17 protein-coding genes are annotated in these 18855 nt (G+C 40.8%); 10 read left to right on the top strand and 7 right to left on the bottom strand.

The genetic code is table 11. From position 1 onward, the window contains the following. The first annotated feature begins 13 nt into the window (after positions 1–13). Genes ACGHEH_RS00170 through rluB form a run of 3 tightly spaced genes read left to right on the top strand, consistent with a single transcriptional unit; the run spans position 14 to position 2298 of the window. The gene (locus ACGHEH_RS00170) at positions 14–802 is read left to right on the top strand and encodes a segregation and condensation protein A (RefSeq protein ID WP_390440680.1); all 789 of its coding nucleotides are present in this window, start codon (positions 14–16) and stop codon (positions 800–802) included. Positions 803–850: 48 nt separating this feature from the next. After that, positions 851–1438 (top strand): SMC-Scp complex subunit ScpB, encoded by a 588-nt coding sequence (gene scpB, locus ACGHEH_RS00165; RefSeq protein WP_390440678.1) that lies wholly within the window; start codon positions 851–853, stop codon positions 1436–1438. Beyond that, positions 1438–2298: a 23S rRNA pseudouridine(2605) synthase RluB gene (gene rluB, locus ACGHEH_RS00160; RefSeq protein WP_390440676.1), complete on the top strand. Its 861-nt coding sequence runs from the start codon at positions 1438–1440 to the stop codon at positions 2296–2298. The genes scpB and rluB overlap by 1 nt, the downstream gene beginning before the upstream one ends. 84 nt (positions 2299–2382) lie before the next feature. Here the strand turns inward: rluB and ACGHEH_RS00155 are convergent, their stop codons facing one another. Continuing rightward, the gene (locus ACGHEH_RS00155; RefSeq protein WP_058030016.1) at positions 2383–3120 is read right to left on the bottom strand and encodes a YciK family oxidoreductase; all 738 of its coding nucleotides are present in this window, start codon (positions 3118–3120) and stop codon (positions 2383–2385) included. Positions 3121–3316: 196 nt separating this feature from the next. Between ACGHEH_RS00155 and ACGHEH_RS00150 the strand changes: the two genes are divergently transcribed. Then, positions 3317–5701, top strand: coding sequence for a VolA/Pla-1 family phospholipase (locus ACGHEH_RS00150; RefSeq protein WP_390440674.1), 2385 nt, complete (start codon positions 3317–3319; stop codon positions 5699–5701). Positions 5702–5794: 93 nt separating this feature from the next. Continuing rightward, complete coding sequence (gene sohB / locus ACGHEH_RS00145) at positions 5795–6799, top strand: protease SohB (protein ID WP_390440672.1); 1005 nt, start codon at positions 5795–5797, stop codon at positions 6797–6799. Between the two features lie 34 nt (positions 6800–6833). Here the strand turns inward: sohB and ACGHEH_RS00140 are convergent, their stop codons facing one another. Further along, the gene (locus ACGHEH_RS00140; RefSeq protein WP_390440670.1) at positions 6834–7721 is read right to left on the bottom strand and encodes a helix-turn-helix domain-containing protein; all 888 of its coding nucleotides are present in this window, start codon (positions 7719–7721) and stop codon (positions 6834–6836) included. A 156-nt stretch (positions 7722–7877) separates the two neighbouring features. Here ACGHEH_RS00140 and ACGHEH_RS00135 point away from each other — a divergent pair, with 156 nt between their 5' ends. Then, the gene (locus ACGHEH_RS00135; RefSeq protein ID WP_390440667.1) at positions 7878–9398 is read left to right on the top strand and encodes an aldehyde dehydrogenase family protein; all 1521 of its coding nucleotides are present in this window, start codon (positions 7878–7880) and stop codon (positions 9396–9398) included. 84 nt (positions 9399–9482) lie between these two features. On the opposite strand, the gene ACGHEH_RS00130 is transcribed toward ACGHEH_RS00135, so the two are convergent. From ACGHEH_RS00130 to ACGHEH_RS00120, 3 genes are all read right to left on the bottom strand, one after another. After that, positions 9483–10400: a M14 family metallocarboxypeptidase gene (locus tag ACGHEH_RS00130; protein WP_390440664.1), complete on the bottom strand. Its 918-nt coding sequence runs from the start codon at positions 10398–10400 to the stop codon at positions 9483–9485. Positions 10401–10501: 101 nt separating this feature from the next. Continuing rightward, entirely contained in the window at positions 10502–10909 is a 408-nt protein-coding gene (locus ACGHEH_RS00125) for a hypothetical protein (protein ID WP_390440661.1), read from the bottom strand. An 87-nt stretch (positions 10910–10996) separates the two neighbouring features. After that, positions 10997–11851, bottom strand: coding sequence for a hypothetical protein (locus tag ACGHEH_RS00120; protein WP_390440659.1), 855 nt, complete (start codon positions 11849–11851; stop codon positions 10997–10999). Positions 11852–12003: 152 nt separating this feature from the next. On the opposite strand from ACGHEH_RS00120, the gene ACGHEH_RS00115 reads away from it, so the two are divergent. After that, positions 12004–12396 (top strand): hypothetical protein, encoded by a 393-nt coding sequence (locus ACGHEH_RS00115; protein ID WP_390440656.1) that lies wholly within the window; start codon positions 12004–12006, stop codon positions 12394–12396. A 4-nt stretch (positions 12397–12400) separates the two neighbouring features. Here ACGHEH_RS00115 and ACGHEH_RS00110 read toward each other — a convergent pair whose 3' ends face one another. Further along, entirely contained in the window at positions 12401–13411 is a 1011-nt protein-coding gene (locus ACGHEH_RS00110) for a GlxA family transcriptional regulator (RefSeq protein ID WP_390440653.1), read from the bottom strand. A gap of 113 nt (positions 13412–13524) precedes the next feature. Here ACGHEH_RS00110 and ACGHEH_RS00105 point away from each other — a divergent pair, with 113 nt between their 5' ends. After that, the gene (locus ACGHEH_RS00105) at positions 13525–15426 is read left to right on the top strand and encodes a beta-ketoacyl synthase (protein WP_390440651.1); all 1902 of its coding nucleotides are present in this window, start codon (positions 13525–13527) and stop codon (positions 15424–15426) included. Between the two features lie 137 nt (positions 15427–15563). Here the strand turns inward: ACGHEH_RS00105 and ACGHEH_RS00100 are convergent, their stop codons facing one another. Beyond that, on the bottom strand, positions 15564–16754 hold the full coding sequence (locus ACGHEH_RS00100) for a class I SAM-dependent methyltransferase (RefSeq protein WP_390440649.1): 1191 nt from the start codon (positions 16752–16754) through the stop codon (positions 15564–15566). A gap of 93 nt (positions 16755–16847) precedes the next feature. On the opposite strand from ACGHEH_RS00100, the gene ACGHEH_RS00095 reads away from it, so the two are divergent. Both ACGHEH_RS00095 and ACGHEH_RS00090 read left to right on the top strand, forming a co-directional pair. Continuing rightward, positions 16848–17492, top strand: coding sequence for an HD domain-containing protein (locus ACGHEH_RS00095; RefSeq protein ID WP_390440646.1), 645 nt, complete (start codon positions 16848–16850; stop codon positions 17490–17492). 233 nt (positions 17493–17725) lie between these two features. Beyond that, complete coding sequence (locus ACGHEH_RS00090) at positions 17726–18736, top strand: LacI family DNA-binding transcriptional regulator (protein WP_390440644.1); 1011 nt, start codon at positions 17726–17728, stop codon at positions 18734–18736. Positions 18737–18855: the final 119 nt, after the last annotated feature.

Raw genomic sequence — 18855 nt, 5'->3', positions numbered from 1 at the left:
AAATAGTCATTAAATGAGTAACTCTGCGCCACTGGCCTTTCTTCATGGCGAAGCCGTTTTAGAAAAGCCAGAAGACTTATACATACCACCCGATGCTCTAAAAGTGATATTAGAAAGCTTTGAGGGCCCGCTCGATCTGCTTTTATATCTCATTAAGCGCCATAAGCTAGATATTCTGCAACTGCCAATCCATAGCATTACTAAACAATATGTGAGCTATGTTGAGCTGATGAAAGACTTACAGCTTGAATTGGCAGGGGAATACTTAGTGATGGCAGCTTTATTGGCGCAAATTAAGTCGCGCATGTTGTTACCGACCCATGAAGAGCTTGAAGAAGAAGCCGATCCGCGTGCTGAATTAGTCAAGCGTTTGCAAGAATATGAGCAGTTCAAGACCGCTGCAGAAACATTAAAAGAGCAGCCTCATGTCGGAAAAGACTTCTTCATAGCTAATGCAGAGTATGTTGACAGTGCACTTAATGAAGAAAAACCACCTGATTTAAGTTTAAAAGACTTAGTGCTTGCATTTGGTAATGTGATGGCTCGGGTAAAAACGCTCGCTCACCATCAAATATCAAGTGAAGTTTTGTCTACTCGTGAACGTATGTCGAGAATTCTAAGGTACCTTTCAGAAAATAATGGTCCGTGTGCTTTCGTCACTTTGTTTGATTTTACTGAAGGGCGCCAAGGCGTGGTGGTGACATTTATCGCAATGCTTGAACTGATCAAAGAGCAATTAGTCACTTTTACCCAAATTACCCCGCAATCAGAGATTTATTTATCTTTAAAACTACAAGAGTAACCGAACCTCTGTCATAATATTGTCTTGTGTTTGCAATTGTAGATTAATATGGCTTTTAAGCGTCTTAGTGATGAACAACTCGTTGAGCTAGTCGAAGCAGCGATTTTTGTTTCTGAGAAGCCATTAAGTAAGCGTCGTCTACAAGAAACCGTTCTGCAAGATTTCAATATTTCTGCTAAAAGATTAAACCAAGCCATAGACTCACTGGTTGTGCACTATTCAACAAGAGGTGTTCAGTTGGTTGAAGTGGCGTCTGGTTATCGCTTTCAAGCAGGGCCTTCTTTGGCTGAGCCATTAAGTAAATTATGGCCTGAAAAAGCGGTGAAATACTCTCGAGCGACCATAGAAACCCTTGCCTTGATAGCCTATCGTCAACCTATTACCCGAGGTGAGATAGAGCAGGTAAGAGGGGTTGCTGTGAGCAGCAATATAATGAAAAGTTTATTAGAGCGTGAATGGATAACGGTTGTTGGGCAAAAAGATGTACCTGGTAAACCTGCGCTATATGCAACCACCAAACAATTTTTAGATTATTTTTCTTTATCTGGTTTAGAACAGTTGCCTAATTTACCTGAGCAACAAGATGTAAAACTAGAACAGATATTGAGTGATCCTTCTGTGAGAGAACCATCCTAATGAGTGAAAAGTTACAAAAAGTATTGGCCCGTGCTGGTGTGGGTTCACGCCGCGAAATGGAAAAATACATTGACTCTAATCGTGTCAGCGTTAACGGTAAAGTGGCACGTTTAGGTGATCGTGTTGAAGAAAATGCGGTTATCCGTGTTGACGGTCATGTTGTTAAAATTGAGCAGCAAGAAGAGCGTGTTTGTCGTGTTTTAATGTATCACAAGCCTGAAGGCGAATTATGTACGCGTAAAGATCCTGAAGGTCGCCGCACGGTTTTCGATAGACTACCTCGTTTAGAAGGCGATCGTTGGATTGCGATTGGCCGTTTAGATATCAATACTTCAGGTTTATTGTTATTTACCAATGACGGTGAGTTAGCAAATCGTTTAATGCATCCTAAATATGAAGTAGAGCGTGAGTACTCTGCACGCGTATTCGGTGAAGTAACAAACCAAACACTGAATACCTTAACTAAAGGCGTTGAATTAGACGACGGCCCAGCTAAATTCCTAAAAATTAAGCCAATGGGCGGTGAGGGCATTAACAAGTGGTTCAACGTTACGCTAACTGAAGGTCGTAATCGTGAAGTACGTCGTTTATGGCAATCTCAAGATGTAGAAGTATCGCGCCTAATTCGTATCCGTTACGGTAAATTAGAGCTTAACAAACGTCTTCCTCAAGGTGGCTGGGAAGAGCTTAAGTTAGAAGACGTAAACTACTTACGTAAATCTGTGAAAATGCGCCCTGAAACGCAAACTAAGCTTTCTGTGATGCCAGAAAAGCGTAAAGACAAGCGTGCTAAGATCAATCAGATCAGAAAGGCTGTGAAAAAGCACAACCAACGTGCGCAAAAGCCAAAGAGAAAGTAACTTTATAAAAGTAACTTTCTAATTGGATTCAAACTAAAAAGGCACTCGATTGAGTGCCTTTTTTAATGGTGTCAGAACTATAAGTTACTGTGCATTAATCGATTCACCGTTAACGTCTTTAGAATCATCTGCCATTAGGTATAAATACGTCGGCATGAGTTCTTCAGCAGTTTTAAGCTTTTCTTTATCTTCACCAGGGAAAGCTGAAGCTCGCATACTTGTACGTGTCGCACCAGGGTTAATACAGTTGATACGAATGTTAGTCTTACCTACTTCTTTAGACCAAGTTTGCATCATACCTTCAGTTGCAAATTTTGAGATTGCGTAAGGACCCCAAAACTCTCGCCCTTCACGGCCGACACCTGATGAAGTGAAAATCACAGATGCACACGGTGATTTACGAAGTAGTGGAAACATATATTTTGTGATCATCGCTTGTGCAGTCACGTTTACTTTCATGATATTTTCAAACGTAGATACACAAAAATGCTCCAGTGGACCAAGTGAACCTAAGATTGAGGCATTGTTCAGTAGACCATCTAATTTACCAAATTGCTGCTCTATGGTTGCAGCAAGGTCGCGGTAGTTTTGTTTTGTCGCACCGCGCATATCCATAGGTACGATAGCCGGTTGTGGATAGCCTGCATTCACGATTTCATCGTATACGCATTCAAGTTTTTTAGTTGTTTTACCAAGTAGGATTACAGTTGCACCGTGTTTCGCATATGTTAATGCCGCAACACGGCCAATTCCATCGCCAGCACCTGTGATTAAAATGGTTTTATTTTCTAGTGCGTTGTCTGCTGCTTGATAATTATGCATTGTAGATCTCTATTTGAACGTTTTGCGCATTTTATCACAGCATTAGGGTAAGTTATCTAAATTATTGCAAAATTGAGTGGCGAAACTTTACATATTGAGTTAAGTTTAACTGGTCTAATGTCTCATTAAAAACACAATTACATTATATTAACGCGTTAATTGCATAAGAATAATAAAATTTGTCGGAGCCCATTCAATGAAAAAAATGCTTCTCTCACTCGCAATTTCTACGGCTTTGGTCGGCTGTGGCGGCGGTGAAACACTACAAGATGTAAAACAAGAAACGACCCCTGTCTTACCTTCAGCTTCAGTGAAATTCGATCCATCAAATGGTGTGATATCAATTCCGAATGACTTACTTTTAAATGGTACTAAAGATGGTACGTTGAATTTACCTGGTGAATTTGACGATCAAGGTCAACCTTTAGCCGCAGCAGCTTATGCTAACCCAAGTCTGACAATGGGTGGTTTAGATGGTTGGTCTACTAATATGCCTTACGTCATCGATTTAGATGTGCCAAGCGAAGTTAGCATTAATGCTGAGTCTGTTGCCACACCTGATGCTGTTCGCATTTTTGAAGTTGTCATGGGCGCGAGTATTACAGATCCTGACTGCGCGAGTGATAAAGTGCCTGCGGGTATTGCCTGTAAATATGTGGGTGAGTTGACGTTTGGTGTTGATTACATCGCTAAGTTGACTGATTCAGGTAAAGGCATCATGGTAGTGCCGCTTAAACCACTTAAGTCTGGTGCATCGTATATTACTGCACTAACAAAAAGTATTGTAATGGCTGATGGCCGTCCACTTGAGCCATCATCTTCATATAGTTTAGTGAAAGCGGAAGCGCCTTTAGTTACCGACTCACAAAGAAGCCTTCAGGCTGTTGTACAACAATATGAAAATGTTATCTCTGGCCAGGTGGCAAAAGAAGATGTGATTTATACCGCAGCAATGACGATTCAGTCTGTTGGTGCGGTAATGAATAATATTAAGTTAGGACTTGCTGAAAGCTTAAACACTCAGACCAACCCTAAAGTTGTAGTACCAGAGCAACCTATGATCACAGTATCAGATGCATTAGCGGCAGTCATTCCTGATGCTGAAACTCGTGCGCCTTTCCAGGCTGTTCAATACATGCAAGGTAGCATTATGTTACCTATGTACTCGAAGAAACCAGAAGGTACAGCAATTGAAGATTTAGCGGGCACCTATTGGAAAGCTCGATGTGATAATGCTGCAATTATCGCAAGTCTATCAGAAGAACAGTTATCAGCTTTAACACCAGGTGCGAACGATGCGTACTGTAATGCTGTTTCAAAAACTAAACTACGTGATTTTGGCTTAGATCAAAGCCGTTTTTTAACTAAGTTTAATAGCATTCCTTCAATTGAATGGATTGCAAACGTGCCAGTTCAAATTACTAAGCCACGTGCAGAATTGTTAGATATTGAAATGCCAGCAACAGGTTGGCCTGTAGTTATCTTGCAACACGGCATTACTGCTAACAAAGAAAGCCTACTAGGGTTAACACTTGCATTAAGCAACGCTGGTTTTGCAACGGTCGCTATTGATCACCCAATGCACGGTGCTCGTGGTCTAGATATCGATTTAGATGGTAAAGATGACTTTAATGCAACAAGTGGTCAGGGTTCAGTACTTTCATACATGAACTTGACGTCGCTACTCGTCGCACGTGATAACCTAAGGCAGTCTTCAGCTGATCTATTAGCACTTAGACTTGGTCTGAACTTCATTGACCCAACACTTGGTATTAATCCAACAGATGTAAGCTTCTTTGGTCACTCTTTAGGTTCTATTGTAGCACCTAACTTTATTGCGCATACAAATAAGCCTATCGGTAATGAAACGGTTGATAACTTATTTAAAGTGAATACAGTTGGTCTTGCAAGCGGTGGTGCAGGTATCGCTAATTTCTTAACTGAGTCGGGTTCATTTGGTTCGTTTGTTAAAGGCTCTGTGTTAGCTGCAGCGGGTAATCTATCTTCTAAAGCTTTCTTAGAGTTCGTAGCAAGTGAAGCAACAGCAGCTTGCCCTGCAGAGACTAAGATCCCTTGTTCTTATGCACTATACGAAAAGCAACTTGTTGAAGCAGGCAATACAGCGGCACTTGCTGGTATTCAATCTGTGATCAGCCAGTTCGTGACCGTTGCTCAAACAACGTTAGACAGTGCAGACCCAGTAAACTACGCAGCAGCAGTTCAAGCACTTGGTACACCAACCTACTTAAGTGTAGTAACAGGTGGCGTTGATGGTAACCTACCTGATGCAGTTATTCCGCCAACAACGGCACTGCCTTTGTCTGGTACTATGCCTATGGCGCAATTATTCGGTATGACACCAGTGACTGAAACTCAGGAAGGTGAACCTAAGAATTATGTAGTTAAGTTTTCTCAAGGTCATCACTCATCGATTGCAACAACTTCATTTAATGAAGCTGTAGGTGGTACCGCTCTAGGCCATGAGATGACAACATTTGAAATGCAAAAGCAACTTGCAACTTTCTTGGCATCAAAAGGTATGAAGTTACCAATTGAAAACACTGCAGTGATTGCTAATTAAGTTTAATTACGAGAAGATGAAAAAGCCGCGATAAGCGGCTTTTTTTATTTTTATAAAAATATTTTTAATCATAAGAACAACGAGGAGACTAGATTGACGTTCTTATTTGAATACGGTTTATTTTTAGCTAAAGCAGTCACCATACTATTATCTATTGGGGTTATCATCATTTTGGCAGTGGGTGCGAGTCAAAAGCCTAAGGCAAGCGCAGGTGAAGTCGAGCTTCAAGACTTATCTAAAAAACTAAAGCGAAATAAGCAAAACTTTATCGAGCAGACTCTAGATAAAAAAGAACTGAAGACTTACAAAAAAGCGCAGAAGAAAGAGCAAGAAGATAAGACTTCTGCAAAGGCATTTGTGATTAATTTCGATGGTAGTTCAGATGCTCATGAAGTGAATAATTTACGCGAAGAAATTACAGCGGTACTACAAATTGCAGATAAAGATAAGGACTCAGTGATTGTAAATATCAACAGTGGCGGCGGTGTGGTTCATGGCTACGGGTTAGGAGCTTCGCAGTTAAAGCGTCTTACTAGCGCAGAACTGCCTTTAACTGTTTGTGTCGATAAAATTGCTGCAAGTGGCGGCTATATGATGGCCTGTGTGGCAAATAAAATTGTCGCTGCACCATTTTCAATTATTGGCTCAATTGGTGTCATTGCGCAAATTCCTAACTTTAATAAGCTTCTTAAAAAGAATGACATTGATTTTGAAATGATTACTTCTGGTGAATTCAAACGCACGTTGACACTATTTGGTGAGAATACCGATAAGGGACGTGATAAATTTCAACAAGAAGTTGAATCTACCCATGGCTTGTTTAAAGAGTTTGTACAAGCTAACAGAGCTGATATAGATCTTGAAAAAGTGGCCACAGGTGAATATTGGTTTGCCTCTGAGGCGCAAAAATTAGGTTTAGTCGATGAATTGAATACCAGTGATGACCATATTTTATCTTTACTAGATAGCCATCAAATTTACACGGTAAAATATACCAGCAAAAAATCTCTACCAGAAAAGCTAGGACTTGGCGTGAGTCAAGCAGTGGCAAGTGCGACAAATATGCTTTGGACTAAGTTACAAGACTCTAAATGGTAGGTATAAAACGTTATACTGAATAGCGAAAAATAATTTAGTTCTTTTGAAATGCCTTTGGAGAAATACCAAAGGCATTTTTGAATGTACGGCTAAATTGACTGGTATGATTAAAGCCTAAATCAAACCCTATCTGGGTAATACTTTTACCTTTTTTAAGCAGCTCTTTGGCCTTAGAAAGTCGCCGTGTTTGCAGCCACTGTTGTGGGGTCATGTTTAAGCATGACTTAAAGTAATTAAAAAATTTACTGCGACTCATACAAGCAATTTTACACAAAGTATCAATATCTAGAGGCTCGCTCAAATGATGCTCAATGTATTGAACGACTTCTGTAATTGGGTCTTGATGATTGTGCGAGCTTGCGCACTTTAAAATAAGTTCGCGAGTTTGCTGAGTGAGCAATCGTGTCACCAATTCATTCAGTGCTAAATCAATCAAAAATCCGCGTTGATCTCCATTTTCAGTAAATAAATGCACCATACGGTCGAGTAATGCCTGAGTTTGCCAATTGTGCTCGACATGGACGAGTTCATTTTGATAAGCCACTTCGATACTAGTTTGATTTTGTATATTAAGCTTTTGAGCAATATCAGCCAGTTTATCAGAGTTAATTTCAATGGCTAAGCAGGTTGTGGGTGTTGTCCCTGATGCGTCAGGAAAGTCAATATGGACGGTTTGGTTTGGTGCAAGTACAAAGCTTTCATTAGGCAAAAAATCATGGTGGTAATCACATGTTTCTACATGCATCATCTTTTTGCCTTGTAGCATACCGCAAAATAATACATTGCTTGATGATAAGGGCACATTAAATGCGCTTTCATAAGTGTCATAAATACTCAATTGCGCGTCATCTGAATCAAAGCTGAGCTTATTCTCTACCAATTTATCAATGTGTTGGTGCCTAGCTTGCAAATCAAAGCGCATATCTGTTCCTTATGAATATCAAGACGGAGAGTTAAGCAAAAAATACCTAGAGTTAATTTTTTAGGCCTCCTTTCGATTAATGTCAATTCAATGGGCTCAAAAATAAACACATAACCGAAGTATGAGCCGGGCAACAAGTTGATAAAAGAGGACACGATGATTTATTCAAACCCGAATACCCAAGGCGCAGTCGTTAATTTTAAAGACAAGTATGACAATTACATCGGTGGTGAGTGGCTTGCTCCCTTAGATGGTGAATATTTTGAAAACACAAGCCCTGTGAACGGAAAGGTGTTTTGCCAAGTAGCACGTTCTAAAGCAGCAGATATCGAGTTGGCACTCGATAAAGCACATGAAGCAAAAGAGGCGTGGGGCACAACCAGTGTGACAGAGCGCAGTAATATTTTACTGAAAATTGCTCAGATCATTGAAGATAACAAAGAGTATTTGGCCGTTGCTGAAACGTGGGACAACGGCAAAGCCGTACGTGAAACCCTCGCCGCTGATATTCCGCTAGCAGCAGATCATTTTAGATATTTTGCTGGCTGTATTCGTGCGCAAGAGGGCAGTATTGGGGAGATTGACGAGCACACGGTGGCCTACCATTTCCATGAGCCGCTAGGTGTAGTGGGGCAAATTATACCTTGGAACTTCCCGCTATTAATGGCCGCTTGGAAATTAGCCCCAGCCCTTGCTGCGGGTAACTGTGTGGTACTAAAACCTGCAGAGCAAACACCCACCTCAATTATGTTATTAGTTGAACTGATCGGTGATTTACTACCTTCGGGTGCTTTAAACGTGGTGAATGGTTTTGGTAAAGAAGCAGGTGAAGCTTTAGCAACCAGCACACGAATTGCTAAGATTGCTTTTACGGGTTCTACTCCGGTTGGTTCGCACATATTGAAATGCGCTGCCGATAATATTATTCCATCGACTGTAGAGCTTGGCGGTAAATCACCTAATATCTTCTTCAATGACGTGCTCGACAAAGACGATGATTATCTAAGTAAGTGTATTGAGGGCGCGGTATTGGCTTATTTTAACCAAGGTGAAGTATGTACTTGTCCTTCGCGCTTATTTGTTCAAGAAGGCATTTATGATGAGTTTATTGAGCGTGTGAAAGCGCGTACTGAGCAAATTAAGCGTGGTAATCCGCTCGATACTGAAACTATGGTGGGCGCGCAAGCCTCTCAGCAGCAGTTTGATAAAATCTTAAGTTATATCGAAATTGGTAAACAAGAAGGTGCAGAAGTACTGTTTGGTGGCGAAGTCGAACAGTTATCTGAAGAGTTTAATTCGGGTTATTACATTCAACCAACCTTGCTAAAAGGCAATAACTCAATGCGTGTGTTCCAAGAAGAGATTTTTGGTCCCGTTATTTCACTTTGCACGTTTAAAGATGAAGCTGAAGCATTAGAACTTGCGAATAGCTCTGAATTTGGTTTAGGTGCGGGTGTTTGGACACGAAACATGAATCGCGCCTATCATTTTGGTCGCAAGATTGAAGCTGGTCGTGTATGGACAAACTGCTACCACATGTATCCAGCGCATGCGGCATTTGGTGGTTATAAAAAGTCAGGTGTGGGTAGAGAGACTCACAAAAAAGCGTTAGACCATTATCAGCAAACTAAAAATCTATTAGTTAGCTATAGTGAAAGTCCACTCGGCTTTTTCTAAAGAGTTAACTATTTAAACGGTTATTTAGATATCACAATGCAAAGGGGTAAGTAGCGCAATGTTAAATTGCGCTACTTTTGTGGCTTACTTGTCTTCGATTGATTTTATGTAGTTTAAAGCACCAACGATAGAAGCTACTTGGCCTTGCACACAAATTTCATCATTTGCAGTTGGGCTATCAGGGTAAACTTCGGTTGTTGTCACATACTCAGCGTTTGTCATGCCCATGCAAAGACCCAGTTTAGTGCCGTCATAATTAATCAGACCGAATTGCTCAATCGGAACACCGATCAATCTGCCCTCTTCGTCAGCAGGGGCGATGTGGGTGACTTTTTCTACTTCTTTGATTATCGCAGTTTGAAACGAGTACTGTGGTTTTTGAGTATGACCAACTAAGTAAAAACCATCTGGAATATTCCAATTATCATGACTTACACCATCACGCGCCGCAAGCGCTGGTCGAAACTCTGAATTATCTGTGTCAGTAGTTTCATGTAAATCGACATGACAAAGTAAATCATCAAACTGAGCGACATAAGCCATTGCTTGTTTTGACTCAGCCGCTGGGCTGTCAGCATAAAATGAGCGGTTTGGATCAATCGCCTCAGGGTTCCAACGGTTGATTGTTTCATAACCCCAAGGACTAATACATGGCAGTACCACAAGATTGAAATTAGCTTGGTAATGTTTTCCCTGTGATTTTATGAACTCAATCGCACCATGTACGCCACTGGTTTCATAACCATGCACACCACCTGTCACTAAAACAGTTGGCTTATTGTCAGAAAAGTCACGAGACTTTATCGCATACAATTTATATTCATGTTCACCGTAATTTAGTTCGCCATATTGCTCAACGTCATACTCGTCAGCGAGCGCAAGTATTTTAGTTTCTACTTCTTGTTGGTAACTACGCTTAATCACTTGTGCTGCGAGCCACTGTTTTTTTTCTGCTTCTTGCCATGGTGTGCCAGGCGTGCCAATTGGGTATGCGGTTGTCATAATCGTCCTCGGTGAAAGTTTTTTGCCATCCTAGTGATAAAGCTGGGGCCAGTAAAGTAATTAAATCTAATTGCACACCATCTGAACACTATTACAGCGGCTTATTTCGCAAAGTAACCAAGTTGCGCAAGTCGACTTTTTTGCTGTGACGTTAATTTACAGCTGAATAAAAAAATACTTCTTTGCTCAAGTTGCACATGTGTGACTTGACAGCAAATAATGGTATGAACTTTAATTTGTTGAATTTGTTCTACAGGAACATATTTTTGTGCACCTAAAAAGTTATAGTAGCTCAAGCCATTCACACACCATGATGATCTTCTTCTGCCCATTAAGGTTTGAATTAATGTTACAACCACAAATAAACTGAGAGTGAATATAAGCATTATTTCTAATGCTTCTAACCAAGCAGTAAAGTTAAATACTTTGCTTATTGACACAAGAAGTGCAATAACGCTCGCGGCAAGAATATAAAAACCAAAATTGATTGAAGATTTAATTTCGTACATTTCTTAACTCCTACGTACCTTTTTTATAGGCATGCAAAGTAATGTAAGAAAATGAATAAAATATGGAGTTAATACTTAAAGCTTAAATTAATGTACCTCTGCTTTTATTTCTTGCCAGTCTTCAACAAGTGGGTTAAGAAAACCGCATTCCTTATAAGCACGCTCTATGTATCCTGACTGTCTTAGCTGCTTTAAGCCTTTTTGTAGTGCTTTAAATGTTTTGTTTCCGAGAGGATGTTTTTTTGATACTACAAAGTGTCTGCTGTCTTGAAGAGCGACTTTAACACCATCTATTGCTCGAATATTGTAGTTTTTTCCTGTGTACTCAAAAGGCTGTGCTGGTTTGAAAGGGGCCAGCATGGCATCGACCCAGCCACTGCTTACCATTTTAGCCATAACTAACCAATCGGCTTCAATGACTAAATTTTTGGGCTCAAGCGCGGTTAGTGTTTTTACATCAGCGTGCCAGGCTTCACTGGTCACAAAGCTAAGGTCTGAAATGCCATTCGTAAGTTTTGGTTTCAGCTTAGTTATTTTATTAGCTGCGACATAGATACCTGCGTAAAACTCTCCATTACGGATCACAGGTTCAGATATAAATACATCATTTTCGTATTGGGATGCTTCATTAAGCCAAATGGAGTCAAAACTGATCAGGAGTAGCCCGTGTTGGATAAGACGAATATTTCTCGCATCATAATCACCTAGCACAAAATCATACTCCAGGTTAAGACCTCCGAGTTTTATTGCTTTTTGTACTAGGATAAATTCAACAACATCCCTAAGGCAGCTTGGGTGCTTGAAATGCTCGATAGACTCTATGCTATCTTCGCCGAGCACTTGTTGTGCGTAATTATAAATGTCGGTTTCAATCGAAATTGGAATTTTTGCCTTGCTACTTAAAGATGTAAAAAAGCACAAAAATAAACATACCCATTTCATAAACATGATTCATTGGTCTGTATTTGAGTTAAGTATCGTATAAGTTGAGATAAATTAAAGTGACAAGAGCAAACTAGTTCACTATCTTGTTAAGTTGATGTTATTTAAAACGTTGAAAATCGTGTTTATCGAGCGCTATAAAAGGGGACTTTATGAAATTCGAACAGTTACTTAATCATCTTGATTCAGGCGTTTGCGTTGATCAATTACAAACTGAGTCTGTGGTAGATTTAGCTGTATTGCTTATGTCAATTGATGGCGAGGTATGTGAAAAAGAGTTATCAGTTTTAAATCAGTGGATAAAGAAGCTATGTTGGAATAGCGAGATAGAATCAGGTCTTTATATCTCGAATATGATCACCCATTGCAAAGACGTGATTGCAAAAGGTGATACAGAGCATTTTATTCACCATAGAATGAAACACATTGTTGATGCACCCATAAAGGAGCTGGCTTTAAGATTAACGACTCAACTAGCACAGGCTGATGGCATAGTGACTGAGTCAGAATCTAATGCATTGAAAGTGATTGAAGCCGAATTGTAATTATTTAGTGGTTTTGAGAAAACAACTTTTTACGCACGATTTTTCTATACTCACTCGGTGTTTGATTTAGCCTTTGCTTAAAGACCCGAGTGAGTAAGCCCTGAGAATTAAACCCCACCGATATTGCCACATCTTGAATTGACAAATTACTAGAAGCTAATAGCTCTTTGGCATTTTCTAAGCGTAAAGTTTGCAGATAATGCACGGCTGTTTGGTCCGTTGCTGCTTTAAAGCGTCTATTAAAAGTCCGGTAACTTAAATCAAATTGCTCCGCCACATCTGAAAGGACAATCTCGGTGTGATAATTGTTTTTCAACCAAAATTGAATCGATGCGATTAACTCATCTGGATGTGTATCTGCATCGCCTTCAAGAAAACGCTGCTCTTCGTAGGGCTTTCTAATTTCATGAGAAAAGTTTTGCTGCACGTGTTGCGCCGCGGCAACCCCATATAATTGCGAAATCAAATGTACAATGACATCTGCGAGGGCATTCAAACTGGCTACGGTATAAATACGCTCAGATTGGGTAATGAAGAAGTCAGGTTTCAAATCGACTGACGGGTAATTGAGCTTAAATTGTTTCGCATAATGCCAGTGTGTTGTCGCAGGGTGCTGTTCGAGTAAACCAGACTCTGCTAAAAAGCAGACCCCAGTGCCGACACCGATAATGGTCGAGCCTAGTTGCCAAGCTTGATTTAAAGCCGTTACAAGTGATTGGTTTTTTCTAAGTACAGGTCTTGGGTTTCGCCAAATGCTCGGCACAATAATGTAATCTTGCTCTGACAAATAGCCAAATGCCTCGTCAGGGTGTATTTGTAACCCAAGCTCATTACTGATTGGCGAGGTATCATTTGCCAGCCAAGTTACGCGTAACGGTTTAAAGTCATGCCCTAAGTGTCTTTTTGCAAAAGCTTCACCTGCTCTAAGCATTTCTGCGGGAAGAGAAACACTGGTAAAAAGCATGCTTGAATAAATACAAAAGCCAATTTTTATCGGGGTTTCTGGTCTGACCATGCTTATTTGGCGCAAAATAAATGATATTTGGCTATTTTTGCAAAATGTAATCTAAAGTTCAAACTAGAATCGAACATATCTAAGTTGTGTGAAAATTTTAAGAACGATTATTTATGACTGCATTACCAATTATTGTCGGTATGGGTGGCATTAATGCTGCTGGCCGTACATCTTTTCATCAGGGCTATCGCCGTATTGTTATAGATAAGCTAGATCAACAAGCACGTCTAGAAACTTTCTTAGGCCTTGCAACACTAATGAATTTAGTGCGTTTCGAAGACGGTCGACTAGTTACACACACTGGCGATGAAATTTCAGCTGAACAAGTCGAAGCGCAATTTGGTGAGCAGATTAAAGCGGGTACTTTGATCCGTAAAATAGAAAAAGAACACTTTGATTGTGATGCAACACACTGGCAGCAAAAGCTAACTATTAATGCGAATGATGAGGCGGGACTAAAGTTCACTTGTCGTAAACGTGATTTACCAAACCCAGTACCTGCCTCTTGGCAAGTTGAAGAACTAGACGCAAAAACAGTCAATGTGGTTGTACCTGATTCTTTAGAAGTAAAACACGAAAGCTATCGTGATAATCCAATCAAAGCGGCGGGTCAATTACCTTCCGGCTTTGATCCGGCATCGCTTTATAACAGTCGTTACCAACCTCGTGGTTTACAAGCTACTATTTTTGCTGCAACCGATGCAATTCGTTCAACGGGCCTTGATTGGGATACCGTCATGAACAGTGTTGAACCAGACAAAATTGGTACTTATTCAGCATCAGTCGCTGGCCAAATGCAGCAAGAAGGCTTTGGTGGTTTGATCCGCTCTCGTCAGCAAGGTGATCGCGTAAGTACAAAACAATTGGCATTGGGTTTAAATACCATGTCGACAGACTTTATTAATGCTTACGTGACAGGCAGCGTTGGTACGACGTTCACAACCTCTGGTGCATGTGCAACCTTCTTATATAACTTACGCGCTGCAGTGAATGATATTCAAGCTGGCCGTACGCGAGTTGCGATTGTAGCGAGCGTGGAATGTGCGTTGACGCCAGAAGTCATTGAAGGTTTTGGTAACATGAGCGCATTGGCAAACGAAGAAGGTCTTCGCAAGCTAGATAATACAGAAAACGTTGACTACCGTCGCACAAGCCGTCCATTTGGTGATAACTGTGGTTTCACAATCGGTGAAGGTGCTCAGGTTGCGATCCTGATGGATGATGCGCTTGCCCTCGAGCTTGGTGCAGAAGTTATGGGCTCAGTAGTAGATGTGTTTGTTAATGCAGATGGTATTAAAAAGTCTATTACGGCACCTGGCCCTGGTAACTACATTACTATGGCTAAGTCAGTTGCATTAGCTGAGCAAATTGCTGGCACTGATGCTATTAGAGAGCGTAGCTTTATTTTGGCGCACGGCTCAAGTACACCGCAAAACCGTGTAACTGAATCGCTGATTTACCATAAAGTGGCAGAAGCGTTTTCAATCAATGGTTGGAAAGTGGTTGCTCCAAAGGCATACGTAGGGCACACCATTGCGCCAGCAAGTGGCGACCAACTCGCGCTAGCGCTGGGCGTATTTAGTCACAACATCATGCCAGGTATTACAACGATTGATAAAGTGGCTGACGACGTTCACGTTGAACATTTAGATATTCGTAATGAGCACTATGAGTGTGCACCTATGGATGTGGCTTTTATCAACTCAAAAGGTTTCGGTGGTAACAACGCAACAGCAACGGTATTTTCGCCAAACTTTACCAATAAGTTGCTAGCGAAGCGCTATTCTGAAGCGCAGTTAAATTCCTATCAAGCAAAGTTAGAGCAAACTAAGCTGGCTCAAGCTGACTACCAGCAAGCCGCTGACAATGGCCAATATGAACTTATTTATCGCTTTGGCAACGGTATGATTGATGAAAACGAATTAGTATTAAGCCAAGACAGCTTAAGTTTACCTGGCTTTGATAAAGCAGTATTACTAAGTACAAATAACCAATATGGTGACTTAAGCGAATAAGCTTAAGAAGAAAAGAATGTTAAGCAAACTTAGGCGCTCTAGGATGAGCGCCTTTTTTTATATTCAAGACATAAAAAAAGGCCACTCTGTGGCCTTAGTAACGAGTTTATCCAATTCTTCTCTAAACTCTTTCTACATTAATAAACCTTGCAAATAAGGCCCTTAAGGTAGAAACCTTCTGGGTAGTTACCCGCGATAGGGTGGTCGGCTGCTTGGTTCAAACGCTCCATAATCAACAACTCTTTACCTGCATCAAGGGCTGCGTCAGCAACAACTTTTTGGAACAGGTTTTGCTCCATTAAACCAGAACAAGAGAAAGTTAGTAGTGTGCCGCCTGGCTTTAGAATTTGCATTGCGATCATATTAATATCTTTATAACCCCGACATGCACCAGTTAGTTGTGCTTTGCTCTCAGCAAACTTAGGTGGGTCCATCACGATAGTATCGAATTGACGGCCTTCTTCACGGTACTGGCGAAGCAGCTTAAATACATCTTGTTTAACGAACTCAGCACGTGATAAATCAAGGTCATTGTGCTCTACATTTCTTTTTGCAGTATCAAGGGCTGGTTGTGATACATCTACGTTAATGACGTTCTTACAGCCGCCACGTAGCGCATATAAACCGAATGTACCTGTGTAACAGAAACAGTTTAAAACCTCTTTGTCTTTAGAAAAACGCTCTAGTGCTGCACGGCTATCACGTTGGTCCAGATAAAAACCGGTTTTGTGGCCGTTTAAAATATCAACTTCAAGTTTTAAGCCATTTTCTGTAATGACAACAGGCTCAGTCGGTGCATCACCCCAAAGTGCACCAGTGGTTTTTTCTAGGCCTTCTTTTTTACGTACGTCAACGTCAGAGCGCTCATAAATGTGGCAATCAGGAAAAAGCTCACGAAGTGCTTGAACGATATCGCCTTTATGGCGCTCTGCACCCGCACTTAATAGCTGACATACAATGTAATTGTCGAATTTATCAATGGTGATACCGGGTAAGCCATCAGACTCTGCTGCGCTTAAGCGAAAACCGGTTAAGTCGCCTTCTTCAATAACTTGACTGCGGGCATCAAAAGCACGCGTTAAACGACGTAAGAAAAAATCTTTGTCTATGCTTTCAGATTCATCAAAGCTCCATATACGTGCTCTAATTTGAGAGTCAGGACTATATGCAGCAGTAGCTAGAAATTTACCTTCATTAGAGTAAATTTTTACGGTATCACCCAGAGCAGGTTTACCTTTTACTTTTTTGATGGCTTTGGAGAATATCCAAGGGTGTTTACGTTTTAATGATTTTTCTCTACCAGGCTGCAAGTACACTGCACAAGACATGAATTTTTCCTAACTTAATTGTATGCTGAGCATTTTAGTTAAGCGTTTACAAACATACAATGTTGATCAACGAATTATCCGGAGAGTAGGGCATTGAATAACGATAAATTAGCGTCTTTAGAACAAAATTGTCGCGAATTTGTACAAGCATTACCCATAGCCGATGCAGGGCATGACTTAGCGCATGTGCAAAGGGTGGTCACAACTGCCAAACTATTGGCTGAAAAAGAGCAGGCAGATTTGCAAGTAGTGGTTGCGGCAGCATGGCTACATGATTGTGTGGCAGTCGCTAAAAATAGCCCGCTAAGGAGCCAAGCTTCAAAATTGGCAGCTGACAAAGCCATCGAATATTTAACAAGTATCGACTTTCCAAGTGAAAAGTTGTCTGCTGTGCATCACGCCGTAGTTGCGCACAGCTACAGTGCGAATGTGGAAGCTGAAACACTGGAAGCTAGAATCGTTCAAGATGCAGATAGGCTAGATAGCTTGGGAGCAATTGGCATTGCACGCTGTTTTACCGTTGGCGGTGCGATGCATCGAAGCGTATATAATGTTGACGATCCCTTCTGTGAAAATCGAGCGCCCGATGATTATTCATATACCGTTGACCATTTCTATAACAAACTCTTTAAATTACCTGAAGTTATGCACACGTATGCAGGAAAGCAAGAAGCAGAAGCTAGGGTATTGTTTATGAAGGAGTTTATGAAAAGGCTAGGGCAAGAAATAGGCAGCTAGAAATAGTCAATTGAAAAATTTTATTGCGCAAGTCTGACACCGGTGTCATAATGTCGGCGTTTTATCATTTTGTTGTCAAAACGTGTTGGCTGCCCATGTATGTGGGCAGCATTTTTTTAAAATAAATGATAACCCATTAATCAAAGAATTCTAGATTGATATTTCTTTCGTTCAGGATGAATTGCAGTAGAGGTTGAAGTGCTTACTCCCTCGAATGTAGAGCGGGAAACCAGATGAAGAAAGTAACAATAAATAGTGTTGCAGAATACGCCGGCGTATCGAAAAAAACCGTTTCACGCGTATTGAATAATGAGCCCAATGTTAGCCCGGCAACACGTGAAAAAGTACTAAAAGTTTTCAAAGAACTTGATTACACACCGAATCCTATTGCCAGAGGCCTTGCCCGCAATCGCAGCTTTATCATCGGCTGTTTGTACGATAACCCCAGTAAAAGTTATATCACACGTGTTCAAAGTGGCGCTTTAGAAGCATGTCACAAACATAATTACAACTTGCTTATACACCCATGCGAACTGCGTGGCGAAGCGCTCATTGAAAACATCGAACATCTACTAACAACATCTCGCCTAGATGGCCTAGTTCTCACGCCACCATTTTCTGATTCTCAAGAATTAATCGAATTTCTTCAAAAGAAGGGTATTAATTACGCACGGGTTGCTTCAGCGATTGAAGATGACACGTCAATTTCAGTCAGAAGTAATGATGAGCAAGGTGCTTTCGAAATTACAGAGCATTTGATTTCTTTGGGTCATAGCCGAATTGCATTTATTAAGGGTCACCCAGATCACAGTGCCACAGAGCAGCGTTTCTCGGGTTATCAGAAAGCGCTTGCAGAGCATAATATTGCATTCGATGCAGAGCTGGTGGCTGAAGGTAACTTCAGTTATCACTCAGGTGCAGATAGTGCAAAAGAAATCTTAGATTTACAACCAAGACCGAGTGCAGTATTTGCATCGAATGATTACATGGCAGCCGCGGTGTTAAAATTGGCGACACAGTCAAAGTTGAATGTACCTGAAGATATTTCGATAGCGGGTTTTGATAACGCACCTATAGCTCGTCATATTTGGCCTGGGTTAACAACAATCGCACAGCCTGTAGAAGAGATGACGCGACAAGCTGTTGATCAGTTGATACTTCAGATAAGCGACCCTGATGTAGAAAAAACTCAGACTACACTTGAAGCTAAGCTTATCGTAAGAGAATCGACAGCTAAGCTATAAACCTTTTTCAATTTCTTTACTTGCCCAAGCCTAGCGGTTCGCTGTTAGGCTTTTTTCTTTTTTGACAACTTTTATAGCTCATAAATCAAATTAAAAATTCTGTTTTAAGCCCCTTATAA

Origin of the sequence: Pseudoalteromonas sp. MTN2-4 (assembly GCF_042848605.1) — a bacterium.
GTDB lineage: Bacteria > Pseudomonadota > Gammaproteobacteria > Enterobacterales > Alteromonadaceae > Pseudoalteromonas.
This window is presented reverse-complemented; position numbering and strand designations above follow the sequence as displayed.

What these genes read in the sequence shown, in the direction of transcription:
- ACGHEH_RS00170 (WP_390440680.1), top strand. Translation starts at nt 14, where the DNA reads ATGAGTAACTCTGCGCCACTGGCCTTTCTTCATGGCGAAGCCGTTTTA.
- scpB (WP_390440678.1), top strand. Translation starts at nt 851, where the DNA reads ATGGCTTTTAAGCGTCTTAGTGATGAACAACTCGTTGAGCTAGTCGAA.
- rluB (WP_390440676.1), top strand. Translation starts at nt 1,438, where the DNA reads ATGAGTGAAAAGTTACAAAAAGTATTGGCCCGTGCTGGTGTGGGTTCA.
- ACGHEH_RS00155 (WP_058030016.1), bottom strand. Translation starts at nt 3,120, where the DNA reads ATGCATAATTATCAAGCAGCAGACAACGCACTAGAAAATAAAACCATT.
- ACGHEH_RS00150 (WP_390440674.1), top strand. Translation starts at nt 3,317, where the DNA reads ATGAAAAAAATGCTTCTCTCACTCGCAATTTCTACGGCTTTGGTCGGC.
- ACGHEH_RS00140 (WP_390440670.1), bottom strand. Translation starts at nt 7,721, where the DNA reads ATGCGCTTTGATTTGCAAGCTAGGCACCAACACATTGATAAATTGGTA.
- ACGHEH_RS00135 (WP_390440667.1), top strand. Translation starts at nt 7,878, where the DNA reads ATGATTTATTCAAACCCGAATACCCAAGGCGCAGTCGTTAATTTTAAA.
- ACGHEH_RS00130 (WP_390440664.1), bottom strand. Translation starts at nt 10,400, where the DNA reads ATGACAACCGCATACCCAATTGGCACGCCTGGCACACCATGGCAAGAA.
- ACGHEH_RS00125 (WP_390440661.1), bottom strand. Translation starts at nt 10,909, where the DNA reads ATGTACGAAATTAAATCTTCAATCAATTTTGGTTTTTATATTCTTGCC.
- ACGHEH_RS00120 (WP_390440659.1), bottom strand. Translation starts at nt 11,851, where the DNA reads ATGAAATGGGTATGTTTATTTTTGTGCTTTTTTACATCTTTAAGTAGC.
- ACGHEH_RS00115 (WP_390440656.1), top strand. Translation starts at nt 12,004, where the DNA reads ATGAAATTCGAACAGTTACTTAATCATCTTGATTCAGGCGTTTGCGTT.
- ACGHEH_RS00110 (WP_390440653.1), bottom strand. Translation starts at nt 13,411, where the DNA reads ATGGTCAGACCAGAAACCCCGATAAAAATTGGCTTTTGTATTTATTCA.
- ACGHEH_RS00105 (WP_390440651.1), top strand. Translation starts at nt 13,525, where the DNA reads ATGACTGCATTACCAATTATTGTCGGTATGGGTGGCATTAATGCTGCT.
- ACGHEH_RS00100 (WP_390440649.1), bottom strand. Translation starts at nt 16,754, where the DNA reads ATGTCTTGTGCAGTGTACTTGCAGCCTGGTAGAGAAAAATCATTAAAA.
- ACGHEH_RS00090 (WP_390440644.1), top strand. Translation starts at nt 17,726, where the DNA reads ATGAAGAAAGTAACAATAAATAGTGTTGCAGAATACGCCGGCGTATCG.